Origin of the sequence: Actinomadura rudentiformis (genome assembly GCF_008923185.1) — a bacterium.
In the GTDB taxonomy this organism is placed as follows: Bacteria; Actinomycetota; Actinomycetes; order Streptosporangiales; family Streptosporangiaceae; genus Spirillospora; species Spirillospora rudentiformis.
The window spans coordinates 150,202-169,086 of sequence record NZ_WBMT01000019.1; the positions used below are offsets into that span (position 1 = coordinate 150,202).

18 protein-coding genes are annotated in these 18,885 nt (G+C 70.7%); 12 read left to right on the forward strand and 6 right to left on the reverse strand.

Going from position 1 to position 18,885, the window contains the following annotated elements; translation table 11 throughout:
* Positions 1-219 precede the first annotated feature (219 nt).
* On the forward strand, positions 220-981 hold the full coding sequence (locus tag F8566_RS35080; RefSeq protein ID WP_151566164.1) for a methyltransferase domain-containing protein: 762 nt from the start codon (positions 220-222) through the stop codon (positions 979-981).
* Positions 982-1,010: 29 nt separating this feature from the next.
* Here the strand turns inward: F8566_RS35080 and F8566_RS35085 are convergent, their stop codons facing one another.
* Positions 1,011-1,343 (reverse strand): TraR/DksA family transcriptional regulator, encoded by a 333-nt coding sequence (locus F8566_RS35085; RefSeq protein ID WP_151566165.1) that lies wholly within the window; start codon positions 1,341-1,343, stop codon positions 1,011-1,013.
* A 176-nt stretch (positions 1,344-1,519) separates the two neighbouring features.
* Entirely contained in the window at positions 1,520-2,278 is a 759-nt protein-coding gene (locus F8566_RS35090) for an SOS response-associated peptidase (RefSeq protein WP_151566166.1), read from the reverse strand.
* Positions 2,279-2,435: 157 nt separating this feature from the next.
* On the opposite strand from F8566_RS35090, the gene F8566_RS35095 reads away from it, so the two are divergent.
* From F8566_RS35095 to F8566_RS35125, 7 genes are all read left to right on the forward strand, one after another.
* Positions 2,436-3,188 carry an ATP synthase subunit B family protein gene (locus F8566_RS35095; protein WP_151566167.1) on the forward strand — a complete coding sequence of 251 codons (753 nt, stop codon included), beginning with the start codon at positions 2,436-2,438 and terminating at the stop codon, positions 3,186-3,188.
* A gap of 189 nt (positions 3,189-3,377) precedes the next feature.
* Positions 3,378-3,923: a sigma-70 family RNA polymerase sigma factor gene (locus tag F8566_RS35100; protein ID WP_225993783.1), complete on the forward strand. Its 546-nt coding sequence runs from the start codon at positions 3,378-3,380 to the stop codon at positions 3,921-3,923.
* A complete protein-coding gene (locus F8566_RS35105; RefSeq protein WP_151566169.1) occupies positions 3,920-4,696 on the forward strand; it encodes an anti-sigma factor family protein in 777 nt (258 codons plus the stop codon). The genes F8566_RS35100 and F8566_RS35105 overlap by 4 nt, the downstream gene beginning before the upstream one ends.
* 213 nt (positions 4,697-4,909) lie before the next feature.
* Complete coding sequence (locus tag F8566_RS35110) at positions 4,910-6,361, forward strand: CHRD domain-containing protein (RefSeq protein ID WP_151566170.1); 1,452 nt, start codon at positions 4,910-4,912, stop codon at positions 6,359-6,361.
* Between the two features lie 153 nt (positions 6,362-6,514).
* Positions 6,515-7,816, forward strand: coding sequence for a 3-phosphoshikimate 1-carboxyvinyltransferase (gene aroA, locus F8566_RS35115; RefSeq protein WP_151566171.1), 1,302 nt, complete (start codon positions 6,515-6,517; stop codon positions 7,814-7,816).
* Positions 7,817-7,830: 14 nt separating this feature from the next.
* On the forward strand, positions 7,831-8,847 hold the full coding sequence (rsgA, locus tag F8566_RS35120) for a ribosome small subunit-dependent GTPase A (protein WP_151566278.1): 1,017 nt from the start codon (positions 7,831-7,833) through the stop codon (positions 8,845-8,847).
* A gap of 111 nt (positions 8,848-8,958) precedes the next feature.
* Positions 8,959-10,497 (forward strand): serine/threonine-protein kinase, encoded by a 1,539-nt coding sequence (locus F8566_RS35125; protein ID WP_151566172.1) that lies wholly within the window; start codon positions 8,959-8,961, stop codon positions 10,495-10,497.
* 77 nt (positions 10,498-10,574) lie between these two features.
* Here F8566_RS35125 and F8566_RS35130 read toward each other — a convergent pair whose 3' ends face one another.
* Entirely contained in the window at positions 10,575-11,474 is a 900-nt protein-coding gene (locus tag F8566_RS35130; RefSeq protein WP_151566173.1) for an MHYT domain-containing protein, read from the reverse strand.
* Positions 11,475-11,675: 201 nt separating this feature from the next.
* Here F8566_RS35130 and F8566_RS35135 point away from each other — a divergent pair, with 201 nt between their 5' ends.
* On the forward strand, positions 11,676-13,184 hold the full coding sequence (locus tag F8566_RS35135) for an FAD-binding oxidoreductase (protein ID WP_151566174.1): 1,509 nt from the start codon (positions 11,676-11,678) through the stop codon (positions 13,182-13,184).
* 38 nt (positions 13,185-13,222) lie between these two features.
* On the opposite strand, the gene F8566_RS35140 is transcribed toward F8566_RS35135, so the two are convergent.
* On the reverse strand, positions 13,223-14,077 hold the full coding sequence (locus tag F8566_RS35140) for a hypothetical protein (protein ID WP_151566175.1): 855 nt from the start codon (positions 14,075-14,077) through the stop codon (positions 13,223-13,225).
* Between the two features lie 121 nt (positions 14,078-14,198).
* Here F8566_RS35140 and hisN point away from each other — a divergent pair, with 121 nt between their 5' ends.
* From hisN to lhgO, 3 genes are all read left to right on the forward strand, one after another.
* A complete protein-coding gene (gene hisN, locus F8566_RS35145; RefSeq protein WP_151566176.1) occupies positions 14,199-15,002 on the forward strand; it encodes a histidinol-phosphatase in 804 nt (267 codons plus the stop codon).
* A gap of 166 nt (positions 15,003-15,168) precedes the next feature.
* On the forward strand, positions 15,169-15,360 hold the full coding sequence (locus F8566_RS35150; protein ID WP_151566177.1) for a hypothetical protein: 192 nt from the start codon (positions 15,169-15,171) through the stop codon (positions 15,358-15,360).
* 86 nt (positions 15,361-15,446) lie between these two features.
* Positions 15,447-16,640 (forward strand): L-2-hydroxyglutarate oxidase, encoded by a 1,194-nt coding sequence (gene lhgO / locus F8566_RS35155; RefSeq protein WP_225993784.1) that lies wholly within the window; start codon positions 15,447-15,449, stop codon positions 16,638-16,640.
* Here the strand turns inward: lhgO and F8566_RS35160 are convergent.
* Both F8566_RS35160 and F8566_RS35165 read right to left on the reverse strand, forming a co-directional pair.
* Positions 16,631-17,719: a hypothetical protein gene (locus tag F8566_RS35160; RefSeq protein ID WP_151566178.1), complete on the reverse strand. Its 1,089-nt coding sequence runs from the start codon at positions 17,717-17,719 to the stop codon at positions 16,631-16,633. The genes lhgO and F8566_RS35160 overlap by 10 nt on opposite strands.
* A gap of 71 nt (positions 17,720-17,790) precedes the next feature.
* Positions 17,791-18,879: a hypothetical protein gene (locus F8566_RS35165; protein WP_151566179.1), complete on the reverse strand. Its 1,089-nt coding sequence runs from the start codon at positions 18,877-18,879 to the stop codon at positions 17,791-17,793.
* Between the last annotated feature and the right edge of the window lie 6 nt (positions 18,880-18,885).

The window sequence follows — 18,885 nt, forward strand, 5'->3', positions numbered from 1 at the left end:
CGTCGATTCCCGGCCGCAGACCATGTTTTCGGCGGGTCCCATCCGGCTCAGGTCAGGTCACCCGTACCTGCACGGAGGGTGATGTGGGCGCCTCCACGGGGAACAAGTCACTTACGCGGCTAGAACAGGAGCAACCCTTTGCTACCGGTGCCGGCACGACCTCCGGAGCCCTCCATCGCCAGTCTGCGAAACTCCCCTGGTGACGGAGAGTCGCTGGCCATGTACTGGACGTTCTACTGGGCCGTGGCAGCGGCCCAGCTGGCGCGCTGGCTCCCCCGCCGTCCATCCCGGATCCTGGACGTGTCGGGCAGCCATGCGCACAGCGGCGCGCATGCCGCGGCGGCCGGCCACACGGTGCTGGAGGTACGAGATCCGAATCTGGTCGCGGCCCCGCCGGCGACGCCGCCCGCCAACGGGAACGGCCGTCATCGGCCCCCGCCACCACGCTCCGGGCACCACGAGCACCACCCGCCGGGCACCCTCCGCCAGATCATCGCCGACACCGGCGCCCTGCCCTTCCTCGCCGACGCCTGCATGGACGCGGTGATCGCCGAGGACCGCACGCTCTCCCGCCACCTGGCGACCGAGTCGACCATCGCCGAGGTCGCCCGGGTGCTGCGCCCCGGCGGCCGCGTGCTGCTGACGGTCGACTCCCTCACCCTCGGCATGGCCCTGCTGGCCGAGCAGAACTGCTGGGCCCACCTGTCGGACGTGCCGAGCGCCGAGGTCGTCCTCGTCCCCTGGCCGGACGGCACCATCACCCGCTGCTTCTGGGCCGATCAGCTACGTGAGCTGCTCACCGAGGTCGGCCTGGAGGTCGAGTGGATCAGGCCCCGCACGATCCTGTCCCCGTCGACCGTCGAGCACATCCTGACCGCGTCCCCCCGTGAACTCCCCCGCCTGGTCCGCACCGAGCTCAGCGCCCCCCTGGTGGACGAGTCCCTGGGAATCCACCTACTAGCCAGCGCCAGGCGTATCTAGGGCTTGGGCTCGCGGAGGGCGTCAGAGACTCAGCGATACGCGCGGTCGTGTTTGGCTTGGCAGGCTACGCAGCGGGCGGCGTCGGGGCGGGCCTCCAGGCGGCCCGGTGGGACGTCCTTGCCACAGCCGATGCACTGGCCGTACGAGCCTTGCTCGATCCTCTGGAGCGCCGCCTGGACCGCGTTGCGGTGCCGTTCGAGGGATTCGAGCGCCGCTTCGACACGGTCGCTGTCGGTGAGGCCCGCACCCGCGTCGGCGGCGGAGTTCTCGCGCTCGGGGTGCTCGCCCGTGAGGATCGCGATCGAACGCTCCAGGTCGGCGAGCATGGCCTCAAGTCGGGTACGGGCGGTGGCGGCGTCCACGTGTTCCGAGCTCCTCCCGGTAGTGGCCCCGGGCAAAGGGGGTGGGCCTCGCCTCCGACCGCCACCGATGGGGAGCTCCGGCCAGGAAATACCGGGCAGGAGGCGCCGGGACGGGACACCGGCGCGAAACCACCGGTTGCGGCGGTCAGAACAAGGTGTCGGAATGTTTGCCAGAACTATCCCCCATTTGTCGAGGGCTGTATCAGTTCTGGACCGTTGTTTTTTACGCTGTTCACGGCTTTTGAGACCGGATAGGCCTCGAAGTTCCGGGCCATCGCGGGGGTGAGCAGCTCGCGTACCTGGTCGGTGTCGGTCAGCCCCGGGTCGAGCCAGGCGTCCCACCGATCGGGGGTGACGATCATCGGCATCCGATCGTGGATGCGGCCGAGCTCGTCGGGGGCGTCGGTCGTGATGACCGTGCAGGTCCACACCCACTCGTTCTCGGGAGATTTCCACAGCTCGTAGAGCCCGGCCATCGCCATGACCGCGCCGTCCTTGGGATGGATGAAGAAGGGCTGCTTCTGCGGCTTCTTCTTGGCTTTCTTCTCCCCCTCGGCGGGGTCGTCCGTCCGGGAGTCCTCCAGGACGTACCACTCGAAGTAACCGTCAGCGGGGAGCAGGCAGCGCCGTTTGGCGAAGGCCCGGCGGTACGCGGGCTTCTCGTGCACCGTCTCGAACCGGGCGTTGATCATACGGCTGCCGATGGACAGGTCCTTGGCCCAGACGGGCACCAGCCCCCAGCGCACGGTGCGGAGCATCCGCTGCGCCGCATCCTCGGGCTCGTCCTTCGGAGCGCGCGTGAGCACGACCGGCACCTGTTTGGTGGGCGCGACGTTGTAGTCGGGCTGAAGATCCTTTTCGACGGCGTCGACCTGCACCTGGAACTCGTCGATCAGCTCCTGGCGCGCCCGGGCCGTGGCATAGCGACCGCACATGGGCCCATCCTGCCCGGTGGGTATGACAAGCCACCACCCAGACCGTTTCCGGACGGTGGGGCACGGCGAGCTGCGCCTGACCGCCCCCGGCCGCACCCGCCTGCCCACCAGAGGACAAGCCGCGCTTGACCCTCCTGGTGGTGGGCATAGAGGGCCCATGCGACCCTTCACGACTCTGGCCCGACCCTTCGTGGCGGCCCCGTACATCATCACCGGCCTCGAGACACTCCGCGACCCGCGTCCGCGCGCCGAGCAGGTCGCACCCACCGTCAAGCCGATCGCCGACCGTCTCGACTGGCTCCCCACCAAGGACCCCGAGAGCCTCGTGCGCATCGAGGGCGCGCTGAGCCTCGGCACCGGTGTGCTGCTGCTGACCGGCAAGTTCCGCCGCGCGACCACGTTCCTCATGGCGGCCCAGCTGGTGCCCGCCCTGGCGAGCGAGCACCGGTACTGGACCGAGGACGACCCGGAACGCCGCAACAGCGAGCGTTCGCACCTCCTTAAGAACGCCAGTCTCTTCGGCGCCCTGCTCATGGTCGCCACCGAGCCGCGCCGCGGCCGCCGCGTCGGCGAGCTACGGCAGCAGATCCGCGACACCCGTGTCCAGGCGGCCATGGAGTCCAAGGCCCTCCGCAAGGAGGCCAAGGCCGAGCTCAAGAACGCCCGCAAGGAGGCGGCACGGCAGATCAAGGAAGCCCGCAGGCAGGGCGACCACAAGACCGCCCAGGCACTCGCCAAGTCGGCCAAGGCCGCGAGGTCGGCCTCCAAGGCGACCGTCAAGGGCACCTCCAAGGCCGCCTCCAAAGCCGGCACTGTCGCGAGCAAGGCCGGATCGGCCGCGTCCAAGCCCGCTCAGGCGGCCAAGGGCAAGACGTCGAGGGGCAAGGCGTCGAAGGCGTGGAAGCGCTGAGCCGACGGCCCTGGATTGGCCGACTTCCTCAAGGCGACCATAAGAAAACCTAAAATCCGTTGAACCACCCCAGGGTGCGGCCCCGTACTGCCCACTGACCGCCCGTTCTTCCAGGGATCCCCTCCGACCTGATGGAGACGCCCGGCCATGGCAATGCCCGGAACAGTCGGACGCCCCACCGGGGGTGGGTTGCGGAATCTCCTCCGCCGCCCGAGACCGGTACGCGCCGACGACGACGAGAGACTCGTCGCGGAGCTGTACCGCGAGTACCACCGCCCACTGCTGACCTTCGTGCTCCGGCTCACCGCGGGGGACCGGCAGTGGGCGGAGGACGTGGTGCAGGAGACCATGGTCCGCGCCTGGCGCAGTGCCGACCGTCTCGATGCCACAACAGCATCCCTGATGCCCTGGCTCGCCACAGTCGCCAGACGTATCGTCATCGACAATCGACGGCACCGCGACGTCCGGCCGCCGGAGGTCGGCGACGGCGCCTTGGAGAACGTTCCGATGGCGGATGAGATGGACGGCCTCTTGCACAAGGTGGTCGTGGCCGAGGCGCTGAACGCACTGTCACCCGCTCACCGCGAGGTACTGACCGAGACAGTCCTTCGCGACCGGACAGTCAATCAGGCCGCCGAAGTTCTCGGAATTCCGGTAGGGACAGTCAAGTCCCGAGTTTATTACGCACTCCGCGCACTGCGCGTCGCATTGGAAGAAAGGGGGGTGACGGCATGACTCCTGAAGTCGAGCACACTGATGTCGGAGCCTATGCCCTGGGCCTTTTGGAAGAGGACGATAAAAGGGCCTTCGAGGCGCACCTCCGCGAATGCGAATCGTGCACCGCCGAGCTCGCCGAGATGAGCGGAATGGCGGACGCGCTGAACGGGATCGGCGCTTTCAGCGACGTCGACCATGAACACGGGCGAGGTGACGACGCCGCCCCACCGGCCCCTGAACCGGGCGTCCCGGATTCGGGGGACGCCCCGCCCGAGGCCGTGATCGACATGATGCGGCGCCGCCGTGAGCTCGACAGGCGGCGCCGCCGCGGCACGTACGCGATCGGCTCGATCGCCGCCGCCGCGGTGCTGGCCACCGGGATCACGGTGGGCGCGGCGATCAACAACGAGGGCGGCGGGGGCGCCGAGCCCGGTCACAACCACGGCCCGGCGCAGGCCCTCGTCATCTGGGGTGAACGGCACAGCGGCAGCGACACCAAGACCGGCGCCTCCGGTGTCGTGGGCTTGGAGAGCAAGCTCTGGGGCACACACGTCGGGCTTGAGCTGCGCAATGTGCGCGGCCCGCTGAAGTGCCGCCTGGAGGCGGTGTCCCGCACCGGTGAACGAACGGTCGTCACCGGCTGGCGGGTCCCGGACAAGGGCTACGGCGTGCCCGGCTCACCCGCGCCGCTCGTCACCCACGGCGGCACGTCCATCCCGCGTGCGGACCTCGACCGGTTCGAGGTCGTGCTCGAAGGCGGCGGCGGAACCCTGCTGACCATCCCCCTCTGATCGACCCACACCAGAGAGCCGCCCGGCAACGCGACCCCCGCCGGGCGGCTTTCGCGTGCCCGGACACAGACACAGCCCGGCCCACATTGACAGGTGTACCGGATCATTGAAATAGGAAAAGAAATCTGAAGCCCATTGAACCCGGGTCGGCGACCATCGCGTGCCTAGAGGTGAAGGCAATAAGGCCACACCCTAGAGACCAGGGGTAAAACAATGTCCGTTCGCAAGATCGTGCTTCCGACCCTCGCCGCCGCCGCAATTATCACGTCCGGAGCCGGAATGGCCGCAGCCACCGGAATGGCCGGTGAATTCACCGGCAGCTCGAACAAGTCCGCCAATGGCGCGTCCGTGGCCGCCGCCGGCCACGGCCACGGCGGGACGGCCGCGCAGAAGGGCGCGCTTCCCGTGGACACCGCCGCGACCGCCCCGCAGGGCGGTGACATCACCTACCTGGCGGCGAGCCTGCTCGGCCGCAACGAGGTGCCCGCGGCGGACGGGAAGGCCGTCGGGGACCGGGACGGGAGCGCGACGGCGCTGATCCGCATCCAGGGCGACCGGCTCTGGTACGCGCTGCGCTGGAGCGACGTCGCCGCGCCGACCGCCGGGCACATCCACCTCGGCGCCAAGGGCTCGAACGGCGCGGTCAGGGTGCCGTTCTTCGCCGGAAACCTGCCGGACACCGTGCGGGCCGTCGCGGGCGTCGTCCAGGTCACCGACAAGGCCGCGCTGGACCAGCTCAAGTACAACCCGAACGGCTTCTACGCCAACCTGCACACGGGTGAGTTCCCGGGCGGGGCCATGCGCGGCCAGTTCCACAAGCTCGGCAAGCCCGCCGACCTGAACGGCGTGCTCATCGGGTCCACGCCCGCGACCCTGCAGTCCATCGCGGACGGCGCGCAGGAGATCCCCAGCAAGGAGGGCAAGAAGACCGGTGATCCCGACGGCCGGGGCACCGCGTTCGCCCGCAGCCACGGCGCCATGATCACCTGGGGCTTCACCTGGTCGTCCATCGGGCAGCCGACCGTCGGCCACATCCACAAGGGCGCCAGGGGCACCAACGGCCCGATCGCCGCGGACCTCTTCGCCGCCCCCACCGGCCTCCCTGCCGGGGTGACCGGCCTGGCCGGGATGACGCCGGTGCCCGCCAACGTCGCCGACCGCATCATGCGCCAGCCGGAGAACCACTACTCCAATCTCCACACCGCCGAGTTCCCGGGCGGCGCCATCCGTGGCCAGTTTGCGCCATTCAGCGGACCGCAGGCCCGGACGTTCACCAAGCCGGTCATCAGCGGCGCGCAGATCTACCGCTGCACCAGGCAGGCCGACGGCACGCTCGCCTTCACCCAGGAGGGCGTCACCGCCACGCTCGCAGGCCCGATAGCCCACTCGTTCGCCAAGCCCGGCCCCCAGGGCCCGCCTCAGTGGGTCTCCCGGGACGGCAGCGCCGTCACCGGCAAGGCCGTCGTCAAGACGCCCAACGGCGACGGCAACATCCCTGAGCTCGTCCTCGACGCCACCCAGGCCGGCGCGAAGCAGGGCCTGCTGGCCGGTTCGACCGCGATCCTCCGGCTGAACACCATCGGCGGCGTCGCCCCCGCGGGCACCTGCGCCCCTGACGCCATCACCAAGGTCCCCTACCGGGCCGACTACGTCTTCCTCGGCTGATCGTCTTCCTCGGATCGTCCTCCTCGGCTGATCGTCGAGGGTCCGACCGGGCCCCGCACGCGGGGGCGCCGCACGGTGGCCGGTCCACGCCACCGTGCGGCTTTCCGCTGCCAGAACCGCGGCTCGCGACCGCGTCCCGATAGCCTTAGGGTTATGCCTGCTCCGCACTGGTCCGCCCCGGTAGCCCATGCCCCGGTCGACGCCACCGTGGCGATTCCCGGGTCCAAGTCGATGACCAACCGTGCGTTGATCCTGGCCGCCCTCGCCGGCTCCCCCACCCGTGTGACGCGCCCCCTCCACAGCCGTGACACCGAGCTCATGGCCGAGGCGCTCCGCTCGCTCGGCGTGGGCATCGTCGAGGCCGCATCCAGCAAGGACAGGGACGACTGGCAGGTCCTGCCGGGCGAGCTGGCGGGCCCGGCGCGCATCGACTGCGGCCTCGCCGGCACCGTCATGCGGTTCCTACCGCCGGTCGCGGCGCTGGCCGACGGCGAGGTCATCGTGGACGGCGACCCGTACGCGCGCAAGCGCCCGATGGGCCCGATCATCACGGCGCTGCGCGAGCTGGGTGTGGAGATCGACGACGGGGGCCGCGGCGCGCTCCCGTTCACCATCCGGGGCACGGGAGCCGTGCGGGGCGGGACCGTCACCATCGACGCCTCCAGCTCCTCGCAGCTGGTCTCGGGCCTGCTGCTGGCCGCGCCGCGCTTCGACAAGGGCGTGGAGGTACGGCATGCGGGGCCGCCCGTCCCGTCCGCCCCGCACCTGGCGATGACCGTCGAGATGTTGCGCGCCGTAGGCGCGACGGTCGAGACCGAGGAGAACGTGTGGCGGGTGACGCCGGGTCCTCTCCGCGGTGGCGAGACCGTCATCGAGCCGGACCTGTCCAACGCCGCGCAGTTCCTCGGCGCCGCGCTGGTGACCGGCGGCCGGGTCACGGTGCCCGGCTGGCCCGAACGCACGACGCAGCCCGGTGACGCCCTGCGCGGCCTCCTCGCGGCGATGGGCGCCGAGGTGTCGCGGGGGCCCGACGGCCTGACCGTCCGCGGCACCGGCACGTTCGACGGCCTCGACGCCGACCTGCACGAGGTCGGCGAGCTCACCCCCGTCCTGGCGGCCCTCGCCGCGCTCGCCGCCACACCCTCCAGGCTGACCGGCATCGCGCACCTGCGCGGCCACGAGACCGACCGGCTGGCCGCCCTGGTCAACGAGATCAACGCGCTCGGCGGGGACGCCCGGGAGCTCCCGGACGGCCTCCAGATCAACCCGCGCCCGCTGCACGGCGGCGTCTTCCACACCTACGACGACCACCGGATGGTCATGGCCGCGGCCGTCCTCGGCCTCGCCGTCCCCGGCGTCGAGGTGGAGAACGTGGCCACGGTGGGCAAGACACTTCCCGACTTCACCAAGCTGTGGGGCTCGATGGTGACCGCCTCTCCGCTCGGCCCCGCCTAGAAGGGTCCGGACCACTGGCACGACGAACACGCGACTACGACGAGGACGACGTCCGGGTACGCCCCGGGCGCCGCGGCTCCAAGCCGCGCACCCGGCGCCGCCCGGCGCACGAGGACGCGGTCGCGGGCTTCGTGACGGCCGTGGACCGCGGCCGCTACCAGTGCCTGGTGGACGAGGGCACCGACGACCGCCGCAACGTGGTCGCGATGCGCGCCCGCGAGCTCGGCCGCAAGGGCGTCGTCGTGGGCGACCGGGTCGCGCTGGTCGGGGACGTGTCCGGCGATCCCGACACGCTGGCCCGCATCGTCCGGGTGGAGCCGCGGACCTCGTCCCTGCGCCGCACGGCCGACGACACCGACCCGTTCGAGCGGATCATCGTCGCCAACGCGGACCAGCTGGTGATCGTGACGGCGCTCGCCGATCCGGTGCCGCGGCCCCGGATGATCGACCGCCAGCTCGTCGCCGCGTACGACGCCGGCATGGACCCGCTGCTCTGCCTCACCAAGGCCGACCTGGGCGATCCCGACGCCCTGGTCGCCGAGTACGCCCCGCTCGGGGTCCCCTACGTGGTCACGGTGCAGGGCGAGGAGCTCGGCCAGGACGGGGAGCTGCACGGCCACCTGAGGGACCGCGTGAGTGTGCTGGTCGGCCATTCAGGTGTCGGCAAGTCGACCTTGGTGAACGCCCTCGTCCCGGACGCCGAGCGTGCCGTGAGCCACGTCAACGCCGTCACCGGCCGCGGCCGCCACACCTCGTCCTCAGCGGTCGCGCTGGAGCTCCCAGGCGGCGAGGGCTGGATCATCGACACCCCGGGCGTCCGCAGCTTCGGCCTCGCGCACATCAAGCCCGAGAACGTCATCCACGCCTTCGAGGACATGGCCGAGGGAGCAGCCGAGCGCTGCCCGCCGCACTGCGATCATCTCCAAAAGGACTGCGGACTGGGCGCGTGGGTCGCCGAGGGACACGCGTCCCAGACGCGCCTCGACTCGCTTCGCCGCCTCCTCGCCGCCCGCGAAGGCGAACCGGAATAGATCAAGACCGAAGAGCGCAAGACCGAAGATCGCAGGGCCGAGTAGCAGGCCGTATCAGCTCAGCGCGAATTGTGCGCGATTTCGCGGCCTCAGCGTCGGTATCGTCCTGCCATGCCCCAAGTCATCGCAGAGCGGTACGAGCTCGTGGAACTGCTCGGCAGCGGTGGCATGGGCGCCGTCTGGCGGGCCCGCGACCGGATGCTCGACCGCGAGGTGGCGATCAAGGAGGTCGCGCTCCCGGCGGGCATGGACGAGGAGCAGCGCGAGCGCGTCCACGCCCGGACGTTCCGCGAGGCCCGCTCGGCCGCCCGGCTCGACCATCCGGGCATCGTCACGGTCTACGACGTGGTCGAGCACGAGGGCCGGCCGTGGATCGTCATGCAGCTGGTCCGGGCACCCGCGCTCGACCGGGTGATCTCGCGCGAGGGCGCGCTGCCGCCCGCCCGGGTGGCGGCGATCGGCGCCGACGTCCTGGACGCCCTGCGCGCCGCGCACGCGGCCGGGGTGGTGCACCGGGACGTGAAGCCGGGGAACGTGCTGCTCCCCCACAACCGGGCCGTCCTCACCGACTTCGGCATCGCCACCGTGGCGGGCGACGAGACCCTCACCCAGACCGGGGCCATCGTCGGCTCGCCGGCGTACCTGGCCCCGGAGCTCGCCCGCCACCAGAGGGCGTCCCCGGCGTCCGACCTGTGGTCGCTGGGCGCGACGCTCTATGCCGCCGTCGAGGGCCGCCCGCCGTACCAGCGGCAGGACGTCTGGGGCGTGATGGCCGCCGTGCTCAACGACGACCCGGACCCGATGAGCCAGGCCGGCCCCTTGCAGCCGGTGCTCGAAGGCCTGCTGCGCAAGGACCCGGAGCAGCGGCTCCGTCCCGAGGACGCGATCCGCCAACTACGGCAGATCGCCCAAGACACCCCGCAGGCGGCCTGGGCACCTCCTGCGGTCGGGGGCCCGCCCGTGCGGGACGTGACCCTGCCTCCCACGCCTCCGCCGCCCACGATGGAGTCCCCGCCCCGCCGCTCCAACGCGCAGCGCTGGGCCATCCTCATCCCGGCGGGCGTGCTCACCGCCGTGCTCGTGGCGGCGGCGATCGCCTTCATCGCGTTCGTGAGTGACGGCGACGACCCGGGCGCCCGCAACTCACCCGGCGCGGCCAGCCCGAACACCAGCGGCGGCACCACGGCGTCTCGGCAGCCCCAGACCAACGCCCCGGCGGGGTTCCAGACCTACAGCGGGTCGTTCGCCGCCGCAGTGCCGCAAGGTTGGAAGCAGGAGCAGACCGGCCGCAACGTGTCGTTCACCGACCCGGACGGCGCCGCCACCCGTGGCATCTTCTTCCAGCATCTCGCCAACACCACGGGCGGCGAGGCCACCCACTTGAGCAACGCGGCGCAGAAGTTCGAGAACGACTCCGGCTACACCGACTACAAGCAGGTGGCGTGGCGCGAGAACATCCCGTTCCAGGACGGCAAGGCCGCGGAGTTCGAATTCACGTTCAACAAGAGCGGCAAGGCCGGGCGTTGCCGCGTGCGGGTCTTCTCGTACAACGGTGCGCTCTACATGGCGTTCCTCGTCTCGGGCCAGCACAACTGGCAGGACAGCAACACCAAGTTCGAAACGTTCCTCTCGACCTTCCGCCGCCCCTAGGACTCGCCCTGGAGCGTCCCGCCGTCCTGGCAGCGCCCCCCCTCCTGGCACCGTCGCGCCGTCCGTCCTAGGAGCGTCTAGGAGCGTCCCCGGGGCGGCTCGTTAGGCGGGCGGCGCGGCACGATGAGGGGTGGCCGGGACGAGGGTGCGCCCGCCTGGCCGGGCCGCCGCACCGTCTCCGGCGAAGCGGTGGCCGTCCCGTCCGCGGCGGCCGTACCGCCCAGCTTGGGGCGGGCTGCTTCATCAAGGAGCTCGTCCTCGGTGGGCGCGATGGCGACGATCACCAGCAGCACGGTCGCCACGAGGCTGACGACGACGATCAGCGGGAGCAGGAAGTCGAACGGCCGCGCGCCGTCGGGCACGTGGGCGGGCCCGGCGAGCTCCACGCGCATGGCCGCCATGCCGGTGTAGTGCATGCCGGACACCGCCACACCCATGATCAAAGCGGCGCCGACGGTGGCGCGGGTGCCCCGTACCCGCAGCGTGAACCACAGCGCCACCGTGGCCGCGACCATCGCGATCAGGACCGACAGCAGGACGACGCCGAGGTGGTAGCCGACGTCCGCGGAGGTGTGCATCGCCGCCATGCCCGTGTAGTGCATGCTGGCCACGCCGATGCCGGTGACCACGCCGCCGGACAGCAGGGGTGCCAGATGCGGGCCGCCGAAGCCGACCGTGAACAGCCCGACCCCCACGACCCCCATGGCGATGAACGCGCTGAGCAGCGTGAGCGGGACGTCATAGCGGATCTGCGCGCCGGGGACGCGGAAGCCGAGCATCGCGATGAAGTGCATGACCCAGATCCCGGTGCCCCCGATGGACAACGCCGCGAGCCCGAGCCAGGAGGCCCGCCGGGTCCCCTCGGTGGCGCGGGCGCGCGCCGTGCACATCAGGCCGAGCAGCGAGCCGACCACCGACATGACGTACGCGAGCAGGGGCGTCGTGACCCCGTAGGCAAAATGGTGCACTTCGGCCATCACGAATCCCCCGCAGAACCGCTCCAATGTGGACGCATGCTAACGAGATGATCACCAGTTCAAACAAGGACTTGCTTGACCGTTACCGGCCAGCGCTCCAGGGGCCGCGGGGCATGCTCAAGATCGCTAACGGTGCCTCCGTGGCCAGGGTGACTTCTGGAGTTCAGGTGCAAAGAGCCATTCAGTGGTGAGAATGGGCATATGGAGCGACGAGGGTTTCTTGCGACCACCGCGTTGAGCGCCCTCGCAGCGGGGTGTTCCTCGGACGAGCCGGCCAAACCCTCGCGGCGTCCTGCCGCCCCCTCCTCCGCCTCTCCCGGCCCGACCGGCGCGGCCGACTGGAACGCCCTCGCCCGCAGCCTGGACGGGCGGCTGATCCGGCCCGGCGACGCCTCGTACGACCGGGCTCGCCGCCTCTACATCCCCCGGTATGACCGCATCCGCCCGGCAGGGATCGTGTACTGCGACAACGCGCAGGACGTGGCCGAGTGCGTGGCGTTCGCGGCCCGGCAGCGGCTGCCGGTGGCGGTGCGCTGCGGCGGGCACAACTACGCGGGCTGGTCCACCGGATCAGGCCTGGTGATCGACGTGTCCGCGATGAGCACGGTCGAGTACGGCGGCGGGCGGGCGGTGGTCGGCGCAGGGACCCGGTTGATCGATCTGTACGACCGGCTCTCACGTGAAGGCCGCGGTGTGCCCGCGGGCACGTGCCCGACCGTGGGCGTCGCGGGGCTGACGCTGGGCGGCGGCTTCGGGGTCCTGTCCCGTGCACATGGCCTGACCTGCGACGTTCTGGAGTCGGCACGGATCGTGACCGCCGATGGCCGCGTCCTCACCTGTGACGCCGAGCGGGAGCCCGAACTCTTCTGGGCGTGCCGGGGCGGTGGCGGCGGCAACTTCGGGGTCGCGGTGGAGTTCACGTTCCGGACGCACGAGGCCGCCGACCTGACCACGTTCGACCTGCGCTGGCCCTGGTCACGTGCGGCCGCCGTGATCAGCGGCTGGCAACGCTGGCTGCCGTCCGCCGCCGACGGCGTCTGGACCAGCGCCCATATCAACGCCCAGCCCTCCGCGGGCACCCCGACGATCGAGATCACGGGGGTGGCGCTCTCCGACGCCGGCCGCGATCTCGCCCGGCTCGCCGCCGCCGTGGGCAGCGACCCGGACGGGCCGAACCTCCAGCGCCGCTCCCACCTGGCGACCATGCAACAGGTGGGCGGCTGCGGAGGCCGGACGATCGACGGCTGCCACGGCCAGGGCACGCTGCCGGGACAGCGCCCCACAGGACGTTTCCCGCGAACGAACTACGCGGGCAAATCGCACATCGTGTCGCGCCCGCTCTCGGACGACGCCATCGCCACCCTGATCGCGCGGTTCACCCGCGGCAACGATGTGACGGGCAGGTCAGTGCTCATGGACGCGCTCGGCGGCGCCGTCAAGCGGCTGCGGCCCGGCGACACCGCGTTCCCGCACAGGGAAGGCCTGTACTGCATCCAGTACCTGGCGAACGGCGGCGACCGCGAGTGGCTGCGCGGCACCCATGACGCCATGGAGCCGTACGCGGGCGGCGCCGCGTACGTCAACTACATCGACCCCGAGCTCACGAGCTGGCGCCAGGCGTACTACGGGCCCAACCTCGACCGCCTGACCAAGGTCAAGGCCGCGTACGACCCGAAACGGCTCTTCCGCTTCCCACAGGCGATCGGCTGACCACCGCACATGATCGGCGACCACCGCCGGGGCCCCGCTCAGCTCTGGCTGAGCTCGTCGTACAGCTCGTTGGCGCGTTCCTCGGCCTCGTTGAGCACCTTGACGTGATCGGGTGCCAGATCCTCCACGCACAACGTCATCGCCGTGGTCACATGGCTGAACGCGGTCTCCTCGGCGCCGCGCAGCGCCGCCCGCACCGTCGCCGAACGTGCCCCGAGCGCGGCCCACTCCAGCTCCAGCCGGGCGACCGCCTCGTCGAAGGCACGCGAGGTCTCGGCGCCCAGCTCCTGGAGCTCGTCCGGGATCGGGCCGCGGCCCGTCTTGCGGGCCCGGCTGGACAGGGCGGAGATCCGGCTGGCGAGCGTGAGCCCCTCACGGGCCAGCGGCAGCACCTCGTGGATCAGGTCGGTCACCGCCTTGGCCAGCTCCTCGACCCGCGTGAGCAGCGTCTGGGTGGCCTCTTCCAGGGCGGCCGACGTCCGGGCGGCGACCTGCGTGGCCACCGCCTGCTGCTGCTCGGTGAGCACCGGCACCACATCGGTCTCCAGACGGCGACGCAGCTCCCTGACCTTGACCGCGTCGCGTTCGCCGGGACCTGCCCGTTCGATCCAGTCGGCCCAGATCTTCTCGATCCGGCTCTCCCCGGACGCCCCGATCTCGGCGGCGATCTCGTCGAGCGCCTCACCGGCTCGGCTCTTCAGCCGTTCCACCCGTCCGTACAGGGCCTCCCGGCGGAACGGGTCGTTGAGCTCGTTGAGCAGCGCCTGCAACCGCCGGGACACGTCGATCGCGTGTTCGGCGAGCGGGACGAGCCGGTCGGCGAGCTCTTCGAGCGTCTGCGCCCGGCGTGGGTCGGTCAGTTCGGCCACCCACCCGGGAAGGTCGTGCGCCATCCGCCCATGCTCCCATTAACGGAGCCGATCAGCCTCCCGCAACGCCTTGTCCGAGCGTCGAAGGTTCTTCCACCCGGTAAGAGTGTCGGCGCAGGGCGTGATCACGGTAGCGTGTCACGCCGTGGCAGGCTATTCCGATGACCTGCGTCTCGCCCATGTGCTGGCGGACGCGGCCGACGACATCACGACCAAAAGGTTCAAGGCGCTCGATCTGAGGATCGAGACCAAGCCTGACCTGACCCCGGTCAGTGACGCCGACCGCAGCGTCGAAGAACAGATCCGCGGCACCCTCAAGCGTGCCCGCCCCCGGGACGCCGTCCTGGGCGAGGAGTACGGCAGGACCGGTTACGGCGCGCGCTGCTGGGTCATCGACCCGATCGACGCCACCAAGAACTTCGTCCGCGGCGTCCCGGTGTGGGCCACGCTCATCGCGCTGATGGAGTACGACGAGGTCGTCGTCGGCCTGGTTTCGGCGCCCGCGCTCAACCGCCGCTGGTGGGCCGCCCGCGGCGGCGGCGCCTGGACGGGCCGGAGCCTCGCCCGCGCCACCCGGCTGCAGGTCTCCTCCATCTCCGAACTGTCGGACGCCTCGCTCTCGTTCTCCAGCCTCAGCGGCTGGGAGGAGCAGGGGCGGCTGGAACGTTTCCTCGACCTCGGCCGCTCGGTCTGGCGCACCCGGGCCTTCGGCGACTTCTGGTCGCACATGATGGTCGCCGAGGGCGCCGTCGACATCTCCACCGAGCCCGAGGTCTCCCTCTGGGACCTCGCCGCCCTGCAGGTGATCGTCGAGGAGGCGGGCGGCATGTTCACCGACCTGGCCGGCGTCCCGGGCCCGGACGGCGGCAGCGTGGTCTGCACCAACGGCAAGCTGCACGCCGACGTGCTCCGCACGCTGGGCGGCGGCCAGCTCTCTCTCCGCATCTGATCGAATACGCTTCGCACTCTTTGGACGGCCGGGACACTCGCGACATATCGTGGAGCCAAGCGGAGCTTGTCCGTTGAAAGGGCGGTTGGGCGGGGGCTGTGGGATGGCGGAACCGGCGGCCCCTTCGCAGCCGTTGAACAATCGGGCGGCCATACGGAGGTAGGAGATGTCCACCAAGACCAAATTCGTCATCGGCGGTGTCGTCGTTGGCTTCCTCACCCTGTTCATCTTCCCGTGGTGGGTCACCGCGCTGATCATCCTCGGCGTCCTGGGGGCACCGCTCGCGGGCTACCTCATGCTCGACCCCTCCCAGCGCAAGCGCGTACGCGCCCAGGGCCGCAAGCGTCTCGGCAGCTGACCCGAAGTTCTGATCCGTGGCCTGCCGGTCTCTGATCCGTGGCCCGCGCCGACCTACGGCCGGGGGTGGTGTGCGAGCATCGGCTCGTGACTCGGATCGGCGTGGTGGGTGCGGGCATTCTCGGCCTCGCGGTGGCCAGGCGGCTCGCTGAGCTGCGCCCGGACGCCGCGGTCACGGTCGTCGACAAGGAAGACCGGATCGCCGCTCACCAGACCGGCCACAACAGCGGCGTCGCGCATGCCGGGCTGTACTACGCCCCCGGATCGCTCAAGGCCACCCTGTGCCGGCGCGGCATCAACCTCCTCAAGGACTACTGCGCCGATCGCGGCCTGCCGTACGACGAGTGCGGCAAGGTCGTGATCGCGCGTTCCGCCGGCGAACTGGGCGCCCTCGCAGAGATCGAGCGGCGTGCGACCGAGAACGGCGTGCCCGGGCTGCGCCGCCTGTCCGCCGCCGAGCTCCGCGAGATCGAACCACATGCGACCGGCGAGGCCGCCCTGCATTCCCCCACGACCGCGATCGTGGACTTCCCCGCGGTGGCCCGCGCGTACGCCGACGACGTGGCCAAGGCGGGCGGCGAGATCCGGCTCGGCTTCGAGGTCGTCGGGCTGCGGCGCGCAGGTGATCAGGTCGTGGTCTGGGCACCGGACGACGAACTCACCTTCGACCGCCTGGTCGTGTGCGCCGGGCTGCACTCCGACCGGGTGGCGAGGCTGGCCGGGGACGCCCCCGCACCCGCGATCGTGCCGTTCCGAGGCGAGTACTACCGTCTCGTCCCGGCCCGAACGGACCTCGTCCGCGGACTGATCTATCCCGTGCCCGATCCGCGCTATCCGTTCCTCGGCGTGCATTTCACACGCCGGGTGGACGGCGGCGTCGACGTCGGCCCGAACGCCGTCCTGGCGCTGGCCCGGGAGGGCTACCGTCGCCGCGACATCCGCCCGGCCGACCTCTGGGAGACCCTTCGCTGGCCAGGCTTCCGACGCCTGGCACGGCAGCATTGGCGTACGGGGATCAAGGAGATGTACGGCTCGGCGGTCAAACGCGCGTTCCTCGCCGAAGCGCAGGCCTTCGTACCGGAGTTGACGGCCGCCGACATGGTGCCTGCACCCGCCGGGGTACGGGCGCAGGCAGTGGACGCGGACGGCTCCCTCGTGGACGACTTCCGCATCGGCTCGATCGGGCCCATCACCACCGTCCGCAACGCGCCCTCCCCCGCGGCGACGTCGTCCCTGGCCATCGCCGAACACGTCGCCGACAGGGTGCTCGATCACCGGTAGGACACGATCGCCCCGGTCTCGGCACGCCCGTAGGCCCTTCCGGCTGCCAGCAATTGCGACGTCCCTGGTAGCCGGGCGAGCGTCCCGAGCTCCAACTCGTCATATCCCTTGACCCGTACGGGATGAATGGTCCACTTGCCGGATGCGGAACGGTGCACCAGCCGAGCCTTCAAGACGCCGGGCTCCGTCGTGCCGAGGAACCACATGCCGCCCTTTCCGTCGGGCACCGGCGCGGAGTTCTCGGCCCAGTATCCGACGGTCTTTCCCATCTTCTGGAACCGCCACTTCCGGCCGTCGAACGAGAGCAGGGACGCCCCGGCGCCCGGCCCTTCCGCCAAGGCCGGATCGACGGTGATCCAGACGCCGTTCGGGGTGGCGGTGACGCTGTTGAACGTGCCACGGACCCGGGGCACGCCGCTCTCCACCGTCCGCCATCGACGGCCGTCGTAGCGACCGACCATCTGGCGGCCGCCCCTGCCCATCCCGACTGCCCAGATGTCCGTGGCAGAACGGGCGCCGGCCTGGAAGACGGCGAACGGCGTGGGGACCCTCCTCCAGCCGCGGCCGTTGTAATGCCAGGTGACACCGCTTTGGGGCGACCTGGCGGTCCCGAACACCCAGACGTCCTTCGGCCCCAGGGCGACCATGTCGGTGATCGTCATGCTCCCCAGCCGCCCGGTCACCTGCCACTTCCGGCCGTTCCAGCGCACGACCGCGGGGCTCTTCCCGCCTCTGGTCACGGCCCAGACATTGGTGCGCGCCGATGCGCTCGCGGCCGCGATCGCGCCTTCTCTGCCGAGCGGCAGCGCGACGTCGCGCCACTTCTTGCCATCCCACCGTGCGGCCGACGGCCATCGGGTGCGGTCCGTCCGCCCCCGGCCCCCGAAGGCCCACGCCTCGTTCGGCCCGGTGGCGACGACCTCCGGGTCGACCGCCAGCCAGGACGCGGTCTTGAGTACGCGCCACCCGCGCGCAGAAGCCGTGTCCGATGATGCCGCCGACGAACTGGCGGGAAGCGTCCCGCACGCGGTCAGGGACAGTGCGCTTCCGGCGGCCGCAAGGCCGATCTTTGCTCTCATGACCGCAATCATGATGTCGCCGGACGCTCGCCGCCTGAGTACGCATACTCAGGCGCCGAGGGTGAAATGTCTCACTCGACGGCGTCGAGGATGTGGGCGGCCCGTTCGGGTGTGGTGACGGCGCGGAGGTTCTTTTCCAAATGGACCTGCTCCAGGTCCGTGGCGAACACAAGGAAGTCGTCCGCCACTGCGAGGTGATTCCGCCAGTCGAGTTCGTTCAGCCGCTGGCTCGCCTCGTTCAGCAGTGTCTGCAGCCGTCCGTCCTCCAGGCACGTCTGGTCGAGATAGCAGGCCAGCTCGTAGAGCTCTGGAGCCCGCTCCTCGGTGATGTCGAGTTCGTGGAAATCGGCATCGGTGAGGAGAGCGACAATGCCCGCTGCGCCCTCACTCGCCGGGAGCGCCAGAAGCGGCGGCAGAACGGCGAACTGCCCTGGCGAATACAGCAGTGCCAGGCAGGCGGGCGTCACCGGCGGCGGGTCGGCCGTCACGGCGTCGGGGACGGCCTCGACGAGCCTGTCCACGAAGGCACGTTCGATCTCCTTGACGCTCGTCCCGGCGGGCAGTGCCCGGTAGGCGACCTGGCTGCCCCTGGTCACCTTGGTGATCTCGCCCTCCGCGTCATGCTCGACGTTGATCGTGACGAACGGGCTGAGCCGATCGAGGGTGTCGCCGTGCTCCTCGTCCACCCGGACCAGCCGTTCGTCCTCGTACGAGAAGCGGGAGCGGCCGCAACCGCCGGTCGCCTGGTACTCGGCGGTCGCCAGCCGTCCCCCGTCGTAGGTGAAGATCTCGTGGCGGATGGCCGCCTTGTCCGGTGAGTACGTGAAGCGCGCGAGCTCGGCCGGCCCGGACGGACCATGCACGAAGAACGTCTCGTAGTGCCTGTCTTCGAATGTGGTGTGCTGCCGTTCGACCCAGACCCGGCCGCCGTCGTCCAGGCCGTACCAATAGGCGGCGCCTTCAGGTCCGTCGAGGCCCTCAGGTCCGTCGAGGCCCTCGGATCCGTCGAGGCCCTCGGATCCGTCGAGCCGCTCGCCGACCGGAAACCGCAGTGCCAGGAAGTAGAGCGGGTCGACCGCGTACGCCTGGTCCGTGTACGGCACCCACTGGATGACCCGCGACTCCGCTGCGGCTTTGCGGTCGGCGTATTCAGCACTCATCCACGA

Coding starts and splice junctions, on each gene's coding strand:
- F8566_RS35080 (WP_151566164.1), top strand. CDS start 220: ATGTACTGGACGTTCTACTGGGCCGTGGCAGCGGCCCAGCTGGCGCGC.
- F8566_RS35090 (WP_151566166.1), bottom strand. CDS start 2,278: ATGTGCGGTCGCTATGCCACGGCCCGGGCGCGCCAGGAGCTGATCGAC.
- F8566_RS35095 (WP_151566167.1), top strand. CDS start 2,436: ATGCGACCCTTCACGACTCTGGCCCGACCCTTCGTGGCGGCCCCGTAC.
- F8566_RS35105 (WP_151566169.1), top strand. CDS start 3,920: ATGACTCCTGAAGTCGAGCACACTGATGTCGGAGCCTATGCCCTGGGC.
- F8566_RS35110 (WP_151566170.1), top strand. CDS start 4,910: ATGTCCGTTCGCAAGATCGTGCTTCCGACCCTCGCCGCCGCCGCAATT.
- aroA (WP_151566171.1), top strand. CDS start 6,515: ATGCCTGCTCCGCACTGGTCCGCCCCGGTAGCCCATGCCCCGGTCGAC.
- F8566_RS35125 (WP_151566172.1), top strand. CDS start 8,959: ATGCCCCAAGTCATCGCAGAGCGGTACGAGCTCGTGGAACTGCTCGGC.
- F8566_RS35130 (WP_151566173.1), bottom strand. CDS start 11,474: ATGGCCGAAGTGCACCATTTTGCCTACGGGGTCACGACGCCCCTGCTC.
- F8566_RS35135 (WP_151566174.1), top strand. CDS start 11,676: ATGGAGCGACGAGGGTTTCTTGCGACCACCGCGTTGAGCGCCCTCGCA.
- F8566_RS35140 (WP_151566175.1), bottom strand. CDS start 14,077: ATGGCGCACGACCTTCCCGGGTGGGTGGCCGAACTGACCGACCCACGC.
- F8566_RS35150 (WP_151566177.1), top strand. CDS start 15,169: ATGTCCACCAAGACCAAATTCGTCATCGGCGGTGTCGTCGTTGGCTTC.
- F8566_RS35160 (WP_151566178.1), bottom strand. CDS start 17,719: ATGAGAGCAAAGATCGGCCTTGCGGCCGCCGGAAGCGCACTGTCCCTG.
- F8566_RS35165 (WP_151566179.1), bottom strand. CDS start 18,879: ATGAGTGCTGAATACGCCGACCGCAAAGCCGCAGCGGAGTCGCGGGTC.